This window comes from Ensifer sp. KUDG1, from assembly GCF_050434285.1.
In the GTDB taxonomy this organism is placed as follows: domain Bacteria; phylum Pseudomonadota; class Alphaproteobacteria; order Rhizobiales; family Rhizobiaceae; genus Ensifer.
In genome coordinates this window covers 356534-371710 of the sequence record NZ_JBNDIG010000003.1, presented here as the reverse complement: position 1 = coordinate 371710, position 15177 = coordinate 356534, and the positions used below count along the sequence as shown (strand labels likewise).

Here is a 15177-nt window from a genome sequence, read left to right as displayed (position 1 = left end):
GATGCTTCGCCTGCCTCTGGACAGCCGAGATCCGACGCGATTTCAGGTCGGTTACTTCAGGACCGTGAAGCCCTGCTTTTCGAAGAGTTCTGCAGCCTTGGCCGACTTGACGAAGTCGACATAGGCGGCGGCATCGGGGCTCTTGCTCTCGGCCGTGATGGCGATCGGGTAGATGATCGGCGGATGGCTGTCTTCCGGGAAGGTGCCGACGACCTTGACGCCCGGGTCTGCTGCGGCGTCGGTCTGGTAGACGATGCCGTAGGGTGCCTCCCCGCGCGAGACGAGCAGGAGGGCGGCACGCACGCTTTCGGCGCCGGCGACCTTCGGCTCTACGGCCTTCCAGGCGTCGAGCTTTTCGAGTGCTGCCTTGCCGTACTTGCCGGCCGGAACGGAATCGACCGCACCCATGGCCAGGCGACCGTCACCGAGAATACCAGCGAGATCGAAGCCCTGCTTGATCTCGACCGGGCCAGCGTCCTTTTTGCCGGAGACGAGCACGATACGGTTGCCAAGCAGGTTTGCGCGGGTGTCGTCCTTGATCAGCTTCTTTTCAGTGAGATAGTCCATCCAGGCGAGGTCGGCAGAGATGAAGACGTCGGCGGGCGCGCCCTGTTCCACCTGCTTGGCAAGCGCGGAGCTTGCCGCGTAGGAAACGGTCGTTTCCTTGCCGCTTTCCTTCTGCCACTCGGCATTGATCGCATCGAGCGCGTTCTTCAGGCTCGCAGCCGCAAAGACCGTCACCTTCTCTTCGGCCTGCGCGGACGCCGGCAGAACGTTTGCGCCGACCCAGGCGAGGCCGAGCGTCAGCACCAGGCCCTTCAGCCAGTCTCTTCTCTTGATCATCGATTTCCCTCCAACGATGCGTGATATCTCTTAGGATACAACGATATCGCCTCCTGATTACCGTTGTATCTGTTGAAATACAATGCTCCTCAAAAGGGCTAGCGTAATACCCGTGAGCTTGTGGCCGCCCGGCAAAACCGGTGCAGCATTCTCGTGGCGGGCGCGATTGGGCTTGCGGTGATGTCCGAGCGGCCTAAATTGCGGCCTCGATCCTCTGACATGGAGCGGACGTGCGATGGAAACGGCAGTGAAGCTTGAAGAAAGCTGGAAGGAAGCGTTGGCACCGGAATTCGCCAGCGGTTACATGGCTGACCTCAAGCAGTTCCTGGTGGTCCAGAAAAACGAGGGCCGGCAGATTTTCCCTCGGGGACCTGAGTATTTTCGCGCGCTCGACCTGACGCCGCTCGACAAGGTCCGTGTCGTCATCCTCGGCCAGGATCCCTATCACGGCGATGGCCAGGCGCATGGGCTCTGCTTCAGTGTGCGCCCCGGCGTTCGGACGCCGCCGTCGCTCGTCAACATCTACAAGGAACTGAACACCGATCTCGGCATTCCGCCGGCGCGGCATGGTTTCCTCGAAAGCTGGGCGAAACAGGGCGTGCTGCTTTTGAACAGCGTGCTGACGGTGGAGCGCGGCAATGCGGCGTCACACCAGGGACGCGGCTGGGAAAAGTTCACGGATGCGATCATCCGCGCGGTCAACGAGGCCGAGCATCCCGTCGTCTTCATGCTCTGGGGCTCCTATGCGCAGAAGAAGGCGGCCTTCGTCGACCGCTCACGCCATCTGGTCTTGAGGGCGCCGCATCCGTCGCCGCTTTCGGCGCATTCCGGCTTTCTCGGCTGCCGGCATTTTTCCCAGGCCAACGCCTTTCTTGAAAGCAAGGGCTTCGATCCGATCGACTGGCGGCTGCCTGAGAATCCGGCTGCGGACATCAACTGACGGCGTGGCGCGAATGACGGCTTTGTCGTCGCCCTGAGGTCTTGCCTTGGCGGCGGCGATCCGCCTAAGACGCCGGAACGAAATGGCGGAGGCGGGCATGCGCAAAATTCTGATCATCGGCATCGGCTCGGGCAATCCCGAACACATGACCGTGCAGGCGATCAATGCGCTCAACCGCGCCGACGTGCTCTTCATTCCGACCAAGGGCGCCAAGAAGACCGAGCTTGCCGACGTGCGTCGCGACATCTGCGCCCGCTACGTCACGCGCAAGGACAGCCGCACCGTCGAGTTCGCAGTGCCTGTGCGCCGCACCGAGGGCGTCAGTTACGACGGCAGCGTCGACGACTGGCACGCCCAGATCGCCGCGATCTATGAAGGGCTTCTGTCAAAGGAATTGGGCGACGAGGGAACCGGCGCGTTTCTCGTCTGGGGCGACCCGATGCTCTATGACAGCACCATTCGCATCGTCGAGCGGGTCAAGGCGCGGGGGCAGGTCGCCTTCGATTACGACGTCATTCCCGGGATCACCAGCCTGCAGGCGCTTTGCGCCAGTCACCGCATTCCGCTGAACCTGGTCGGCAAGCCGGTGGAGATCACCACCGGGCGCCGGCTGCACGAGAGTTTTCCGCAGAAGAGCCAGACCTCGGTCGTCATGCTCGATGGCGAACAGGCGTTCCAACGGATCGACGATCCGGACGCTGAGATCTTCTGGGGCGCCTATCTCGGCACGCCAGATGAGATCGTCATTACCGGCCGCTTGGCCGAGGTGAAGGACCGGATCCTTGAAACCCGGGCGGCGGCACGCGCGAAGATGGGATGGATCATGGACATCTATCTCCTGCGCAAGGGCGCCGACTTCGACGAGTGACGGCTAGGACCGATCCGCGTCGTGTTTGATCTCACTCAAGGTTTGCGGCTGTGTTATAGCGTCTTAAGAGGTTTCTTCAGGGAGGAGAGCCTCACGTGATGACGGATTTGATGACCAGCTGCGCCCTTCCATCGACCGGAGTTGCCGGTACCGTCGCTTCGATGCGCCGCGGTGCCTGCCCTTCCTTGGCAGAGCCGATGCAGACCGGCGACGGCCTGCTTGTCAGGCTGAGGCCGACGGACGACAGTCTGACACTGCCGAAGGTCATTGCACTTGCAACTGCTGCCGAGCGCTTCGGCAACGGCATCATCGAGATCACGGCGCGGGGAAACCTGCAGCTTCGCGGCCTGAGCGCGGCGTCCGTGCCGATGCTGGCGCAGGCGATCGGCGATGCGGAGATCACGATAGCCGAGGGCCCCGCGATCGAGGTGCCGCCTCTCGCCGGCATCGACCCGGACGAGATCGCCGATCCCCGGCCGATTGCCATTGAACTTCGTGACGCGCTTCGCGCGCACCAGGTGCCGTTGAAGCTTGCACCCAAACTATCCGTCGTCATCGATAGTGGCGGCCGCTTCGATCTTGGCGCCGTGGTTGCGGACATTCGCCTTCAGGCGGTCTCGACTGCCGGGAGCGCGGCCTGGGTTCTGTCGCTTGGCGGCACGGCTGCGAAGGCATCGATCGTCGGGACGTTTACCGGCGACGCGGTCGTCCCGGCCCTAGTCACCATTCTCGAGAAACTGGCGAGCCTCGGCACGACGGCGCGCGGGCGTGATCTGGACCCGGCGGACATCCGCGCGCTCTGTCGTTGTGAGACATCGAGCGTACGCCCGGTCGTTCCGCGTTCGGCCGCCATACCCGGCATTCACGCGCTGGGTAGCGCCGACACCGTTCTTGGTCTCGGTCTGGCCTTTGCTCAAGTGGAGGCTGCCGCGCTGGCATCCTACCTCCATCAGGTTCAGGCGCTTGGTGCCGATGCCATCCGGCTTGCGCCGGGGCACGCCTTCTTCGTGCTCGGCCTTCGCCCCGAGGCGGCGGCGATGGCGCAGAGCCTGGCGAAGGCACACGGTTTTCGCATAGCCGAAGAGGACCCGCGCAACGCGATCGCCACCTGCGCCGGCAGCAAGGGCTGCGCGTCGGCGCGGATGGAGACCAAGGGCATGGCTGAGCGGCTCGTCGAGGCGGCGCCGGAGTTGCTCGACGGGTCGCTGACCGTGCATCTCTCCGGTTGCGCCAAGGGCTGCGCCCGGCCGAAGCCGTCCGAACTGACGCTGGTCGGTGCGCCATCAGGATACGGGCTTGTCGTAAATGGGGCTGCCAATGGCTTGCCAAGCGCCTACACCGATGAGAATGGAATGGGATCCGCACTTGCCCGGCTCGGTCGGCTGGTGCGGCAAAACAAAGACGCTGGCGAATCGGCGCAGTCCTGTCTTACACGGCTCGGAGCTGCACGCGTCTCGGCAGCGTTCGAACAGGGATAGACATGCCTGAGTATGATTACATTCGCGATGGCAACGCCATCTACGAGCGTTCCTTCGCCATCATTCGCGCCGAGGCCGATCTTTCGCGCTTCTCCGAAGAGGAAGCGGATCTGGCGGTGCGCATGGTGCATGCCTGCGGCTCCGTCGAGGCGACCAGGCAGTTCGTGTTTTCTCCCGATTTCGTAAGCTCCGCCCGTACGGCGTTGAAGGCCGGTGCGCCGATCCTCTGCGATGCCGAGATGGTTGCGCATGGTGTGACCCGCGCACGTCTTCCGGCCGGCAACGAGGTGATCTGCACGCTGCGCGATCCGCGCACGCCCGAGATCGCCGCCGAGATCGGCAACACGCGCTCCGCCGCAGCCCTGAAGCTCTGGAGCGAGCGTCTGGCCGGGTCGGTGGTCGCCATCGGCAACGCACCGACGGCGCTGTTCTTCCTCTTGGAAATGCTGCGAGACGGCGCGCCGAAGCCGGCAGCGATCCTCGGCATGCCCGTCGGTTTCGTCGGTGCGGCGGAATCGAAGGATGCGCTCGCCGAGAATTCCTACGGCGTTCCCTTCGCCATCGTGCGCGGCCGCCTCGGTGGCAGCGCCATGACGGCCGCGGCGCTCAACTCCCTCGCGAGGCCGGGCCTGTGAGCGGCGCAGGTGTGGGACGCCTGATCGGCGTTGGAACCGGCCCCGGCGATCCGGAGCTTCTGACGGTCAAGGCGGTCAAAGCGCTGGGGCAAGCCGATGTGCTTGCCTATTTCGCCAAGGCCGGGCGCAGCGGCAACGGTCGCGCCGTGGTCGAGGGACTGCTGAAGCCGGATCTCGTGGAACTGCCGCTCTACTATCCGGTGACGACCGAGATCGACAAGGACGACGGCGCCTACAAGAGCCAGATCACCGATTTCTACAATGCGTCGGCCGAAGCCGTGGCAGCACATCTTCTCGCCGGTCGTACGGTCGCCGTGCTCAGCGAAGGCGATCCGCTGTTTTATGGCTCCTACATGCACCTGCATGTGCGGCTCGCAAACCGGTTCCCGGTCGAGGTGATCCCCGGCATTACCGCCATGTCCGGTTGCTGGTCGCTTGCCGGCCTGCCGCTGGTACAGGGCGATGACGTGCTCTCCGTGCTTCCGGGCACCATGGCCGAAGCCGAGCTTGGCCGCAGGCTGAAGGATACCGAAGCGGCCGTGATCATGAAGGTGGGGCGCAACCTGCCGAAGATCCGCCGGGCGCTTGCCGCCTCCGGCCGCCTCGCTCAGGCCGTCTATGTCGAACGCGGCACGATGAAGAACGCGGCGATGACGGCGCTCGCCGAGAAGGCAGATGACGATGCGCCCTATTTCTCGCTGGTGCTCGTTCCCGGCTGGAAGGACCGGCCATGACCGGCACGCTCTATGTCGTCGGCACCGGACCGGGCAGCGCCAAGCAGATGACGCCGGAAACGGCGGAAGCCGTGGCGGCCGCCCAGGAATTCTACGGTTACTTTCCCTATCTCGACCGGCTGAACCTCCGTCCTGATCAGGTCCGCGTCGCCTCCGACAACCGCGAGGAACTCGACCGGGCGCAGGTCGCGCTGACGCGGGCGGCGGCAGGCGTGAAGGTCTGTATGGTCTCCGGTGGCGATCCCGGCGTCTTTGCCATGGCGGCGGCCGTTTGCGAGGCGATCGACAAGGGCCCAGAGGAATGGAAGTCGGTCGAACTGGTAATCACGCCCGGCGTCACAGCGATGCTTGCCGTTGCCGCCCGTATCGGGGCGCCGCTCGGCCATGATTTCTGCGCGATCTCGCTTTCCGACAATCTGAAGCCCTGGGAAGTCATCACAAGGCGGCTCAGGCTGGCGGCGGAAGCGGGCTTCGTCATTGCGCTCTACAATCCGATCAGCAAGGCGCGGCCGTGGCAACTGGGCGAAGCCTTCGAGCTTCTGCGCGGCGTCTTGCCGGCAACGGTTCCGGTGATCTTCGGCCGCGCGGCCGGGCGGCCGGACGAGCGGATCGCTGTGATGCCGCTCGGTGAGGCCGATGCCAACCGCGCCGACATGGCGACGTGCGTCATCATCGGCTCGCCGGAAACGCGCATCGTCGAGCGCGACGGCCAGCCGGACCTCGTCTACACGCCGCGCTTCTATGCAGGGGCGAGCCAGTGAGCGATGCGGTCGAGCGCCTCGTCGCAATTGCCCACCGTCGGCACGTCCGCGGGCTTGCGCCGCTCGACCATGATCACCTCGATGCCGAGCCCGCGCGCTGCGGCGATCTTGCCGTAGGTGGCGCTGCCGCCGCTGTTCTTGGCGACGATGACGTCGATCTTCCGGCTCTTGAGCAGCTCGGCTTCGTCGGCTTCCTTAAAAGGACCGGTTGCAAGAATCGCCTCCTGGTCGGGAAGATCGAGCGGCGGCGTGACCGGATCGACGCTGCGGATGACGTAGCTGTGCTGAGGCGCGACTTCGAAATGGAACGCCTCCTGCCGGCCGATGGCAAGGAAGACGCGGCGCCTTCGATCGCCAAGCGCACTGACCGCCTCGACAACGCTATCGACCAGGGTCCAGCGGTCGCCGGGCAGGGGCAACCATTCCGGTCGGCGAAGGGCGAGCAGCGGCACGCCAATTCCTTGCACCGCCTCGGCGGCATTGTGCGAAATGCGCGCGGCAAAGGGGTGCGTCGCATCGACCAGCAGCGCGATCTTTTCGTCGCGCAGGAAATGCGCCAGTCCTTCGGCGCCGCCGAAGCCGCCGATGCGGGTCTTGACTGGTTGCGGCCGTGGGTCGGCCGTGCGGCCGGCGAGCGAGATAGCGGTATCAAAGCGGGCATCTTCGGCCAGACGGCGTGCGAGCTCGCGTGCCTCGGTGGTCCCACCCAGAATCAGAATACGAGGTTTTTCCATGGCTGACGTGTCGAACAGCGAACCCGCCATCGTCTCCCCCTGGCTGACCGTCATCGGTATCGGTGAGGATGGTGTAGCGGGTCTCGGCGACGAGGCCAAGCGGCTGATCGCCGAGGCACCGGTTGTCTACGGCGGCCATCGCCATCTGGAACTTGCGGCCTCCCTCATCACCGGCGAAGCGCACAATTGGCAAAGCCCGCTGGAGCGCTCGGTCGTCGAGATCGTCGCGCGCCGCGGCAGCCCGGTGGTGGTGCTCGCCTCGGGCGACCCGTTCTTCTTCGGCGTCGGCGTGACGCTGGCGCGCCGGATCGCGTCGGCCGAAATCCGCACGCTTCCGGCACCCTCGTCGATCAGCCTTGCCGCCTCGCGCCTCGGCTGGGCGCTGCAGGACGCGACGCTCGTTTCCGTGCATGGCCGACCGCTCGATCTGGTGCGGCCGCACCTGCATCCCGGCGCCAAGGTGTTGACGCTGACGTCGGACGGTGCGGGTCCGAGGGACCTGGCCGAACTGCTGGTTTCAAGCGGCTTCGGTCAGTCGCGGCTGACGGTGCTGGAGGCGCTTGGTGGCGCCGGCGAACGGGTGACGACGCAGATTGCCTCGCGCTTCATGCTCGGCCTCGTGCATCCTTTGAACGTTTGCGCCATCGAAGTGACGGCCGACGAGGGCGCGCGCGTGCTGCCGCTTGCCGCTGGCCGCGACGACGCGCTGTTCGAACATGACGGGCAGATCACCAAGCGGGAGGTGCGGGCGCTGACGCTCTCGGCGCTTGCGCCGCGCAAGGGCGAACTGCTCTGGGATATCGGCGGCGGCTCCGGGTCGATCGGTATCGAATGGATGCTGGCCGACCCGACCATGCAGGCGATCACCATCGAGGTGGAGCCGGAGCGGGCAGCGCGTATCGGCCGCAACGCAACGATGTTCGGCGTGCCCGGGCTGACCGTGGTCGAAGGCGAGGCGCCGGCGGCGCTTGCCGGCCTGCCGCAGCCGGACGCGATCTTCATCGGTGGCGGTGGCAGCGAAGACGGCGTGATGGAAGCGGCGATCGACGCGCTCAAGTCAGGCGGACGGCTGGTTGCCAATGCGGTGACGACGGACATGGAGGCGGTTCTGCTCGAACATCACGCGCGGTTCGGCGGTTCGTTGATCCGCATCGATATCGCGCGGGCAGGACCGATCGGTGCAATGACCGGCTGGAAGCCGGCCATGCCGGTCACCCAATGGTCTTGGACGAAGGGCTAAAGCCCAGAAAAGCATGACGCGGTCTTGCGTCAGGACTGCGTAAGAAAAAGAAAGAGCAACCAATGACGGTACATTTCATCGGCGCCGGCCCGGGCGCTGCAGACCTGATCACGGTGCGCGGTCGCGATCTGATCGGGCGCTGCCCGGTCTGCCTCTATGCCGGCTCGATCGTCTCGCCGGAACTGCTGCAATATTGCCCGCCGGGCGCGCGCATAATCGATACGGCACCAATGTCGCTCGACGAAATCGAGGCGGAGTATCTCAGAGCCGAAGCTGATGGTCTGGACGTGGCCCGTCTGCATTCCGGCGACCTCTCGGTCTGGAGTGCCGTGGCCGAGCAGATCCGCCGGCTGGAAAAGCACGGCATCGGCTATACGATGACGCCGGGCGTTCCCTCTTTTGCGGCGGCTGCCGCAGCGCTTGGGCGTGAACTGACCATTCCGGCGGTGGCCCAGAGCCTGGTGCTGACCCGCGTTTCCGGCCGCGCCTCACCGATGCCGAACAGCGAAACGCTTGCCGCCTTCGGCGCGACGGGATCGACGCTGGCGATCCACCTTGCCATCCATGCGCTCGGGCAGGTCGTCGAGGAACTGAAGCCGCTCTACGGCGCCGACTGCCCGGTCGCCATCGTCGTCAAGGCCTCCTGGCCGGACGAACGGGTGGTGCGCGGCACGCTCGGTGATATCGCCGCCAAGGTGGCGGAAGAGCCGATCGAGCGCACGGCGCTGATCTTCGTCGGTCCGGGGCTCGAAGCCTCCGATTTCCGCGAAAGCTCGCTCTACGATCCCGCCTATCAGCGGCGCTTCAGAGGGCGCGGCGAATAGGCCGCACTCCCTCGGGGGTCGGCCTAAGTTTCCCGCTGAGAGGCTTTTGAAACCTATTCCGCCGGTTCTTCGCGGGGCGGTCGCTGCTTGAGCGGGACGCCGCGCTTTTCCTCGACGCGGTCGCGGTAGAGCGCCGCCTGACCGAGCAGCATCAGCGTCACCGGCGTGGTAACGACGACGAAGACGATGATCAGGATCTCGTGGAACACCCAGCGGCTCTGCAGCACGGCAAAGCAGATGATCGAGGCGGTGCAGATCATCAGCACGCCGCCGCTGGTCGCGAGCGTCGGCGCGTGCAGGCGCTCGTAGAAGCTCGTAAACCGGAGCAGGCCGACGGAGCCGATCAGCGCCACCGCGGCGCCGAGAACGGTCAGCCCGCAGACGAGCACGGCTGCCCAGACAGGAAGATCGGTGAGATGGCTCATTCGATGATCTCCCCGCGCATCAGGAACTTGCCGAAGGCGATCGACGAGACGAAGCCGATCAAAGCCACGATCAGGGCGGACTCGAAATAGAGCGAGTTGGCCGTGCGGATGCCGAAGGTCAAGAGCATCAGCATGGCGTTGATGTAGAGCGTGTCGAGGCCGAGGATGCGGTCCTGGGCGCGCGGTCCTCGCACCATGCGATAGAAGGCAAAGGCCATCGCCAGGCCGAGCATGATCTGGGCAATCAGGATCGACCAGATGATTGAAAGTTCCATCATCCGAATATCTCCTTCAGGGCGGTCTCGTAGCGCCTGACCGTATCGAGCCAGATGTCCTCGTTTTCCATGTCGAGCACGTGGAAGAGCAGCGACTTGCGGCCGCGATCGTATTCGAGCCAGGCCGTTCCCGGCGTCGCGGTCATGACACAGGCAAGCAGCGCCAGGGCGTTTTCGTCTTCCAGATCGAGATCGATGGTCAGGAAGCCCGAGTTCGGTGGGCGGCGCTGGCCACGCAGGATGACGGCGATGACCGCGATGTTCGAGCGGATCACATCGAGGGCGACGGCAAAGCCGAAGCGCACGATCAACAGGATCCGGCGCGGATGCGATCGCATGAGGCCGAGCTTCAGCGTCACCCAGCCGAGACCGGTTGCCAGTATCGTCCCCATGAGGAAGGTGCCGGGCGCGACAGACTGATTGAGCAGGAGCCAGATGACGAGCAGCCCGACGGAGAGAAGCGGATAGGGGAGCCAGGTGCGCATCGTCTACTGCCCTCCCGCCCGGGGCGCCGTGAGCACCCGTTCCGTGTACCCCGTGGGATCGAACAGCGAATCCGCCGTTGCCTGCATGTAGCGCATGGCCGGCCCGGCCTGCACGCTCAAGAAGATGCAGGCCGCGAGCAGCACGACGACGGGGGTGATCTCGATGACGACGACGCGTGGCACGGTGTTTTCGATCGAGGCCCAGAAGGTACGGATGCCGACGCGGTTCATCGCGATCATCGCGGCGAGACCGGAAAGGATCAGCAGCGTGACATAGGTCCAGTCGGCGGCGGAAATCGCCGGCGCGGCTTCCGCCCCCGACAGGCCGAAGAGACCACCGAGGATGGCGAACTTGGCGACGAAGCCGGAGAGCGGCGGCAGGCCCGCAAGCAAGAGGGCGCAAAGGCAGAAGCAAAGGCCGAGGATTGCCATCGTGCCGGGGATCGCGGCTCCGACTTCTTCTTCCTCTTCGTCCTCGTCGGCGTCGCCATAGGCTTCCATCGTCACCGCCAGAACGTCGGCGCCGGCGTCACGGCCGCGCTCGACCAGTTCGATCAGCAGGAAGAAAGCGCCGATCGTCAGCGTCGAGCTGACAAGATAGAAGAGCGCACCGGCGATCATGCTCGGATGGCCGAGGCCGATGGCGGCGAGCAGCGTGCCGGAGGAGACCAGCACCGAGTAGGCGGCGAGGCGCCCCATGGCCTGCGACGCGAGCACGCCGATGGCGCCAAAGGCGATCGTCAGCAGGCCGCCTGCAAGCAGGACTGGCTGGCCGAAACCGGCAGACGCGCCGGCGCTCGCACCGAAGACCAGCAGGGAAAGCCTGAGAATGACATAGATGCCGACCTTGGTGAGGATCGCAAAGACGGCGGCGACCGGCGGCGTCGCGGCCGAATAGGCCGTCGGCAGCCAGAAGCTCAAGGGCCACATGCCGGCCTTCACCAGGAAGGCGACACCGAGCACGCCGGCGCCGACCTCGACCATCTGGCGATCCTCCGGCGAGAGCGTTGCCAGCTTCATCGAGAGATCGGCCATGTTGAGCGTGCCGGTCGCGCCGTAGATCAGGCTGACGCCGATCAGGAAGAGCGAAGACGCGGCAAGGTTGATCGCGACATAGTGCAGGCCTGCCTTGACGCGCAGCGGCCCGGAGCCGTGCAGCAGCAGCCCGTAGGACGCCGCCAGCATGATCTCGAAGAAGACGAAGAGGTTGAAGAGGTCGCCGGTCAGGAACGAGCCGTTGAGGCCGGCGATCAGCAACTGGAACAGCGAATGGAAGTGATGGCCGGCGGTGTGCCAGCGCGCGATCGAATAGGCCTGGGCGGCCAGCGCCAGGCCGCTCGTCAGGCACAGCATCAGCGCCGACAGACGGTCGAGAACGAGCACGATGCCGAAGGGGGCGGGCCAGTTGCCGAGCTGATAGACGCCATTGCCCGCGGGCGCTCCGTCCATCGAGGCGATCCGCATCAGCACGATCGAGAGGACGAAGAGCGCGAGCGTCGAGACGAAGCTCATCACGCCCTTGAGCGAGCGGTTGCGCTCGTCGATCGGGATCATTGCGGCGCCGACCATCAGCGGCAGCAGGATCGGCAGGATCAGCAGGTGGTGCATCCAGTTAGTCATGGCGCTGCTCCCTGCCGTCGACATGGTCGGTGCCGGTGAAGCCGCGCGAGGCGAGCAGCACGACGAGGAAGAGCGCGGTCATGGCAAAGCCGATGACGATGGCCGTCAGGACGAGCGCCTGCGGTACCGGATCGGTGAAACGGCTGAGATCGCCGACGCCACCGGGTTCCAGCACCGGTGGCGCGTTCACGCGAAGGCGCCCCATGCCGAAGATGAAGAGGTTGACGGCATAGGAGAGCAGCGAGAGGCCGATGATCACCTGATAGGTACGCGGACGCAAAAGCAGGTAGACGCCGGATGCCGTCAGCACGCCGATTGCAGCAGACAGAATGATCTCCATCAGCGTGCCTCCTTTCGCATGGCGCGCGCATGGGCACGCGGCGCGCGGATCGACTGGTGGGCAAGCGCGATCAGGATCAGCACGGTTGCGCCGAGCACCAGCGAGAACACGCCGAGATCGAAGAACAGGGCGCTCGCCAGCGGGAACTTGCCGATGATCGGCAGCGTCACATATTGCGCATGGGACGTCAGGAACGGATAGCCGAAGAACCAGGAACCGATGCCGGTTGCCGCCGCCACCAGAAGGCCGATGCTCATCCAGCGCAGCGGGTGAATGCGCAGCCGTTCCTCGACCCAGCGGGTTCCGCCGGACATGTATTGCAGGATGAAGCCGATCGACATGGCGATGCCGGCGGCAAAGCCGCCGCCGGGCAGGTCATGGCCACGCAGGAACAGGTAGGCTGCGAGCATGCCGATGACCGGGAACATCCAGCGCATGATCACCGACGGCACGAACAGGTATTCGGCGACGCTGTCACCCTTGTTGCGGTCTGGATGATCGTCGTCGAAGGCGTTCTGGACGCGCTGCTGTTCCGGCGCCTCCAGGCTGTCGGCCTGCGGGCGGAAGCGCAGCAGCAGGGCGAAGACGGTGAGCGCGACGATCGCCAGCACCGCGATCTCGCCAAGCGTGTCGAAGCCGCGGAAGTCGACGAGGATGACGTTGACGACATTGGTGCCGCCGCCTTCCTTGTAGGCGCGCTCGAGGAAGTAGCTTGCGATCGTGTCGGGCATGGGCCGGGTCATCATCGTATAGGCGATCAGCGCCACACCGCCGCCGGCGACGACCGCCAGCAGGAAGTCACGCAGGCGCCGGAAGCGGACCTTCAGCGACAACAGTTCGGTTTCCTCGGTGTCCTCGATGCGCTTCGGCAGCCACCGCAAGCCGAGCAGGATCAGCACCGTGGTGACGATCTCGACAAGAAGCTGGGTTACCGCCAGATCCGGCGCGGAAAGCCAGACGAAGGTCAGGCAGGTGGTGAGCCCGGCGCCGCCGAGCAGCACGAGCGCTGCCAGCCGGTGGAACTTTGCCAGGATCGCCGCACCGATGGCGCAGGCGATGCCGATCGCCCAGAGCAGGGCGAAGGCCGGATCGATGCTGCGCACGAGAAGCGGCGGCAGCTCGAAATGATTGAGAAGCAGTGGCAGCGCGCCGGCGGCGATCGCGATGAAGACGAGGAAGCGCATCTGCGGCTGCAGCCGCCGCGTGCCGAGGCGTTGCTCGAGAAAGCGCGCCCATTTCCAGGAGAGCGTTACCAGCACGCGCTCGAAGATGCGCTGGCCATGCAGCAGGCGGAAGACCGGCGGCCCTTCGACGCTGGTCGCGAGGTAGTTGCGCATCAGGAAGTAGAGGCCAATGCCGCCGAGAAGCGCCACGAAGCTCATGATCAGCGGCAGGTTCCAGCCGTGCCAGACGGAAAGGCTGTAATAGGGCGTGTTGGCGCCGAGAATGGAGACGACCGCCGTGTGCAGGAATGGGCCGATGGTGATCGCCGGGATGATGCCGACGACGAGGCAGGCAAGCACCAGGAACTCGATCGGCACGCGCATCCAGCGCGGCGGCTCGTGCGGCACCTTCGGCAGGTCCTCCGGCGTCTTGCCGAAGAAGACGCTGTGGATGAAGCGCAGCGAATAGGTGACCGCGAACATGCCGGCGAGCGTCGCGACATAGGGCGTCATCGTGTCGAGAATGTTGGCCTGGTGCGTTTCGATCGCTTCGGCGAAGAACATTTCCTTGGAGATGAAGCCGTTCAAGAGCGGCACGCCGGCCATGGCCGCGCTCGCGACCATGGCGAGCACCGCCGTTCCAGGCATGTACCTGATCAGCCCTCCGAGCTTGCGCATGTCGCGCGTTCCGGTCTCGTGGTCGATGATGCCGGCCGCCATGAACAGCGACGCCTTGAAGGTCGCGTGGTTGACGATGTGGAACACCGCGGCGACCGCGGCCAATGGGCTGCCGAGGCTCAGGAGCACAGTGATCAGGCCGAGATGGCTGATGGTGGAATAGGCGAGCAGGCCTTTGAGGTCCTGCTGGAAGATGGCGAAATAGGCGCCGAGCAGCAGCGTCGAAAGACCGGCGAGGCCGACGATCCAGAACCAGGCCTCGGTGCCGGCCATGACCGGCCAGAGGCGCGCCAGCAGGAAGACGCCGGCCTTCACCATGGTTGCCGAGTGCAGATAGGCCGAGACCGGCGTCGGCGCCGACATGGCGTGCGGCAGCCAGAAATGGAACGGGAACTGCGCGCTCTTCGTCAACGCACCGAGCAGCACCAGGATCAAGACCGGCATGTAGAGCGGAGAGTTGCGGATGAGGTCGCCGGAGGCGAGCACGACGTCGAGATCGTAGCTGCCGACGATGCGGCCCATCAGAAGCAGGCCGACGAGCATGCAGAGGCCGCCGGTGCCGGTCACCGTCAGCGCCATGCGTGCGCCGTCGCGGGCGTGCGCATTATGGTGCCAGTAGCCGATCAATAGGAAGGAGACGATGCTCGTCAGTTCCCAGAAGACGGCGAGCAGGATGAGATTGCCTGAAAGCACGACGCCGAGCATCGAGCCCATGAAGGCGAGGAACAGCGACAGGAAGCGCGGCACAGGGTCTTCCGCCGCCATGTAGTAGCGGGCGTAAAGCACCACGAGCACGCCGATCGCGGTCACCAGAACCGTGAAGAGCCAGGCGAAGCCGTCCATCCGGAGCGTGAAGTTGAGGCCGAGTTCCGGAAGCCAGGCGATGTCGTAGCGCAGGACGCCGCCTGAGGTGACGAAGGGATAGAGACCGGCGGCGACGAGGAAACACAGGAGCGCGATCGCTCCTGCAAACCAGGCCGTCGCACCGCGCTGATCGGGCGGAAAGAAGATTGCAAGGAGGCTTCCCGCAAATGGGGCGAGAATGAAGACAGAAAGCAATTTTCCCGCGTATTCGATCGTACCGTTCCCTTCGTTCGGGTTCATGGAGAGCGGGCACCCGAGCGCCGTGCTTTC

16 protein-coding genes are annotated in these 15177 nt (G+C 65.1%); 8 read left to right on the top strand and 8 right to left on the bottom strand.

The annotated features are described in order from the left end of the window. Nucleotides 1-51 precede the first annotated feature (51 nt). Nucleotides 52-843 (bottom strand): molybdate ABC transporter substrate-binding protein, encoded by a 792-nt coding sequence (modA, locus tag M2267_RS12385; protein WP_402325650.1) that lies wholly within the window; start codon nt 841-843, stop codon nt 52-54. A 235-nt stretch (nt 844-1078) separates the two neighbouring features. On the opposite strand from modA, the gene ung reads away from it, so the two are divergent. From ung to M2267_RS12355, 6 genes are all read left to right on the top strand, one after another. After that, nucleotides 1079-1783, top strand: coding sequence for a uracil-DNA glycosylase (gene ung / locus M2267_RS12380; protein ID WP_429114783.1), 705 nt, complete (start codon nt 1079-1081; stop codon nt 1781-1783). Nucleotides 1784-1880: 97 nt separating this feature from the next. Beyond that, on the top strand, nt 1881-2651 hold the full coding sequence (cobF, locus tag M2267_RS12375; protein WP_429114782.1) for a precorrin-6A synthase (deacetylating): 771 nt from the start codon (nt 1881-1883) through the stop codon (nt 2649-2651). 110 nt (nt 2652-2761) lie between these two features. Further along, complete coding sequence (gene cobG, locus M2267_RS12370) at nt 2762-4129, top strand: precorrin-3B synthase (protein ID WP_429114817.1); 1368 nt, start codon at nt 2762-2764, stop codon at nt 4127-4129. 2 nt (nt 4130-4131) lie between these two features. After that, nucleotides 4132-4764 carry a precorrin-8X methylmutase gene (locus M2267_RS12365; RefSeq protein WP_192450839.1) on the top strand — a complete coding sequence of 211 codons (633 nt, stop codon included), beginning with the start codon at nt 4132-4134 and terminating at the stop codon, nt 4762-4764. Beyond that, nucleotides 4761-5498: a precorrin-2 C(20)-methyltransferase gene (locus M2267_RS12360; protein ID WP_043618528.1), complete on the top strand. Its 738-nt coding sequence runs from the start codon at nt 4761-4763 to the stop codon at nt 5496-5498. The genes M2267_RS12365 and M2267_RS12360 overlap by 4 nt, the downstream gene beginning before the upstream one ends. Further along, entirely contained in the window at nt 5495-6259 is a 765-nt protein-coding gene (locus M2267_RS12355; RefSeq protein ID WP_043618525.1) for a precorrin-3B C(17)-methyltransferase, read from the top strand. The genes M2267_RS12360 and M2267_RS12355 overlap by 4 nt, the downstream gene beginning before the upstream one ends. Here M2267_RS12355 and M2267_RS12350 read toward each other — a convergent pair. Beyond that, the gene (locus tag M2267_RS12350) at nt 6238-7023 is read right to left on the bottom strand and encodes a cobalt-precorrin-6A reductase (protein WP_429114781.1); all 786 of its coding nucleotides are present in this window, start codon (nt 7021-7023) and stop codon (nt 6238-6240) included. The two genes, M2267_RS12355 and M2267_RS12350, sit on opposite strands and share 22 nt — an antisense overlap. Between M2267_RS12350 and cbiE the strand changes: the two genes are divergently transcribed. Together cbiE and cobM are read left to right on the top strand one after the other, a co-directional pair. After that, nucleotides 6992-8233, top strand: coding sequence for a precorrin-6y C5,15-methyltransferase (decarboxylating) subunit CbiE (gene cbiE / locus M2267_RS12345; RefSeq protein ID WP_429114780.1), 1242 nt, complete (start codon nt 6992-6994; stop codon nt 8231-8233). The two genes, M2267_RS12350 and cbiE, sit on opposite strands and share 32 nt — an antisense overlap. Nucleotides 8234-8295: 62 nt before the next feature. After that, entirely contained in the window at nt 8296-9057 is a 762-nt protein-coding gene (gene cobM, locus M2267_RS12340) for a precorrin-4 C(11)-methyltransferase (protein ID WP_429114779.1), read from the top strand. Between the two features lie 53 nt (nt 9058-9110). On the opposite strand, the gene mnhG is transcribed toward cobM, so the two are convergent. Genes mnhG through M2267_RS12310 form a run of 6 tightly spaced genes read right to left on the bottom strand, consistent with a single transcriptional unit; the run spans nt 9111 to nt 15147 of the window. After that, nucleotides 9111-9482, bottom strand: a complete 372-nt coding sequence (gene mnhG / locus M2267_RS12335; RefSeq protein WP_043618517.1) for a monovalent cation/H(+) antiporter subunit G — start codon at nt 9480-9482, stop codon at nt 9111-9113. Further along, nucleotides 9479-9760 carry a K+/H+ antiporter subunit F gene (locus tag M2267_RS12330; protein WP_034787089.1) on the bottom strand — a complete coding sequence of 94 codons (282 nt, stop codon included), beginning with the start codon at nt 9758-9760 and terminating at the stop codon, nt 9479-9481. Before M2267_RS12330 ends, mnhG begins: the two co-directional genes overlap by 4 nt. After that, on the bottom strand, nt 9757-10242 hold the full coding sequence (locus M2267_RS12325) for a Na+/H+ antiporter subunit E (protein ID WP_043618515.1): 486 nt from the start codon (nt 10240-10242) through the stop codon (nt 9757-9759). The genes M2267_RS12330 and M2267_RS12325 overlap by 4 nt, the downstream gene beginning before the upstream one ends. A gap of 3 nt (nt 10243-10245) precedes the next feature. Then, the gene (locus M2267_RS12320) at nt 10246-11862 is read right to left on the bottom strand and encodes a monovalent cation/H+ antiporter subunit D (RefSeq protein WP_429114778.1); all 1617 of its coding nucleotides are present in this window, start codon (nt 11860-11862) and stop codon (nt 10246-10248) included. Then, nucleotides 11855-12202 (bottom strand): Na+/H+ antiporter subunit C, encoded by a 348-nt coding sequence (locus tag M2267_RS12315; protein ID WP_034787081.1) that lies wholly within the window; start codon nt 12200-12202, stop codon nt 11855-11857. Before M2267_RS12315 ends, M2267_RS12320 begins: the two co-directional genes overlap by 8 nt. Further along, entirely contained in the window at nt 12202-15147 is a 2946-nt protein-coding gene (locus M2267_RS12310) for a monovalent cation/H+ antiporter subunit A (protein WP_429114777.1), read from the bottom strand. Before M2267_RS12310 ends, M2267_RS12315 begins: the two co-directional genes overlap by 1 nt. Between the last annotated feature and the right edge of the window lie 30 nt (nt 15148-15177).

Coding starts and splice junctions, on each gene's coding strand:
- modA (WP_402325650.1), bottom strand. CDS start 843: ATGATCAAGAGAAGAGACTGGCTGAAGGGCCTGGTGCTGACGCTCGGC.
- ung (WP_429114783.1), top strand. CDS start 1,079: ATGGAAACGGCAGTGAAGCTTGAAGAAAGCTGGAAGGAAGCGTTGGCA.
- cobF (WP_429114782.1), top strand. CDS start 1,881: ATGCGCAAAATTCTGATCATCGGCATCGGCTCGGGCAATCCCGAACAC.
- cobG (WP_429114817.1), top strand. CDS start 2,762: ATGACCAGCTGCGCCCTTCCATCGACCGGAGTTGCCGGTACCGTCGCT.
- M2267_RS12365 (WP_192450839.1), top strand. CDS start 4,132: ATGCCTGAGTATGATTACATTCGCGATGGCAACGCCATCTACGAGCGT.
- M2267_RS12355 (WP_043618525.1), top strand. CDS start 5,495: ATGACCGGCACGCTCTATGTCGTCGGCACCGGACCGGGCAGCGCCAAG.
- cbiE (WP_429114780.1), top strand. CDS start 6,992: ATGGCTGACGTGTCGAACAGCGAACCCGCCATCGTCTCCCCCTGGCTG.
- M2267_RS12350 (WP_429114781.1), bottom strand. CDS start 7,023: ATGGCGGGTTCGCTGTTCGACACGTCAGCCATGGAAAAACCTCGTATT.
- cobM (WP_429114779.1), top strand. CDS start 8,296: ATGACGGTACATTTCATCGGCGCCGGCCCGGGCGCTGCAGACCTGATC.
- mnhG (WP_043618517.1), bottom strand. CDS start 9,482: ATGAGCCATCTCACCGATCTTCCTGTCTGGGCAGCCGTGCTCGTCTGC.
- M2267_RS12330 (WP_034787089.1), bottom strand. CDS start 9,760: ATGATGGAACTTTCAATCATCTGGTCGATCCTGATTGCCCAGATCATG.
- M2267_RS12325 (WP_043618515.1), bottom strand. CDS start 10,242: ATGCGCACCTGGCTCCCCTATCCGCTTCTCTCCGTCGGGCTGCTCGTC.
- M2267_RS12320 (WP_429114778.1), bottom strand. CDS start 11,862: ATGACTAACTGGATGCACCACCTGCTGATCCTGCCGATCCTGCTGCCG.
- M2267_RS12315 (WP_034787081.1), bottom strand. CDS start 12,202: ATGGAGATCATTCTGTCTGCTGCAATCGGCGTGCTGACGGCATCCGGC.
- M2267_RS12310 (WP_429114777.1), bottom strand. CDS start 15,147: ATGAACCCGAACGAAGGGAACGGTACGATCGAATACGCGGGAAAATTG.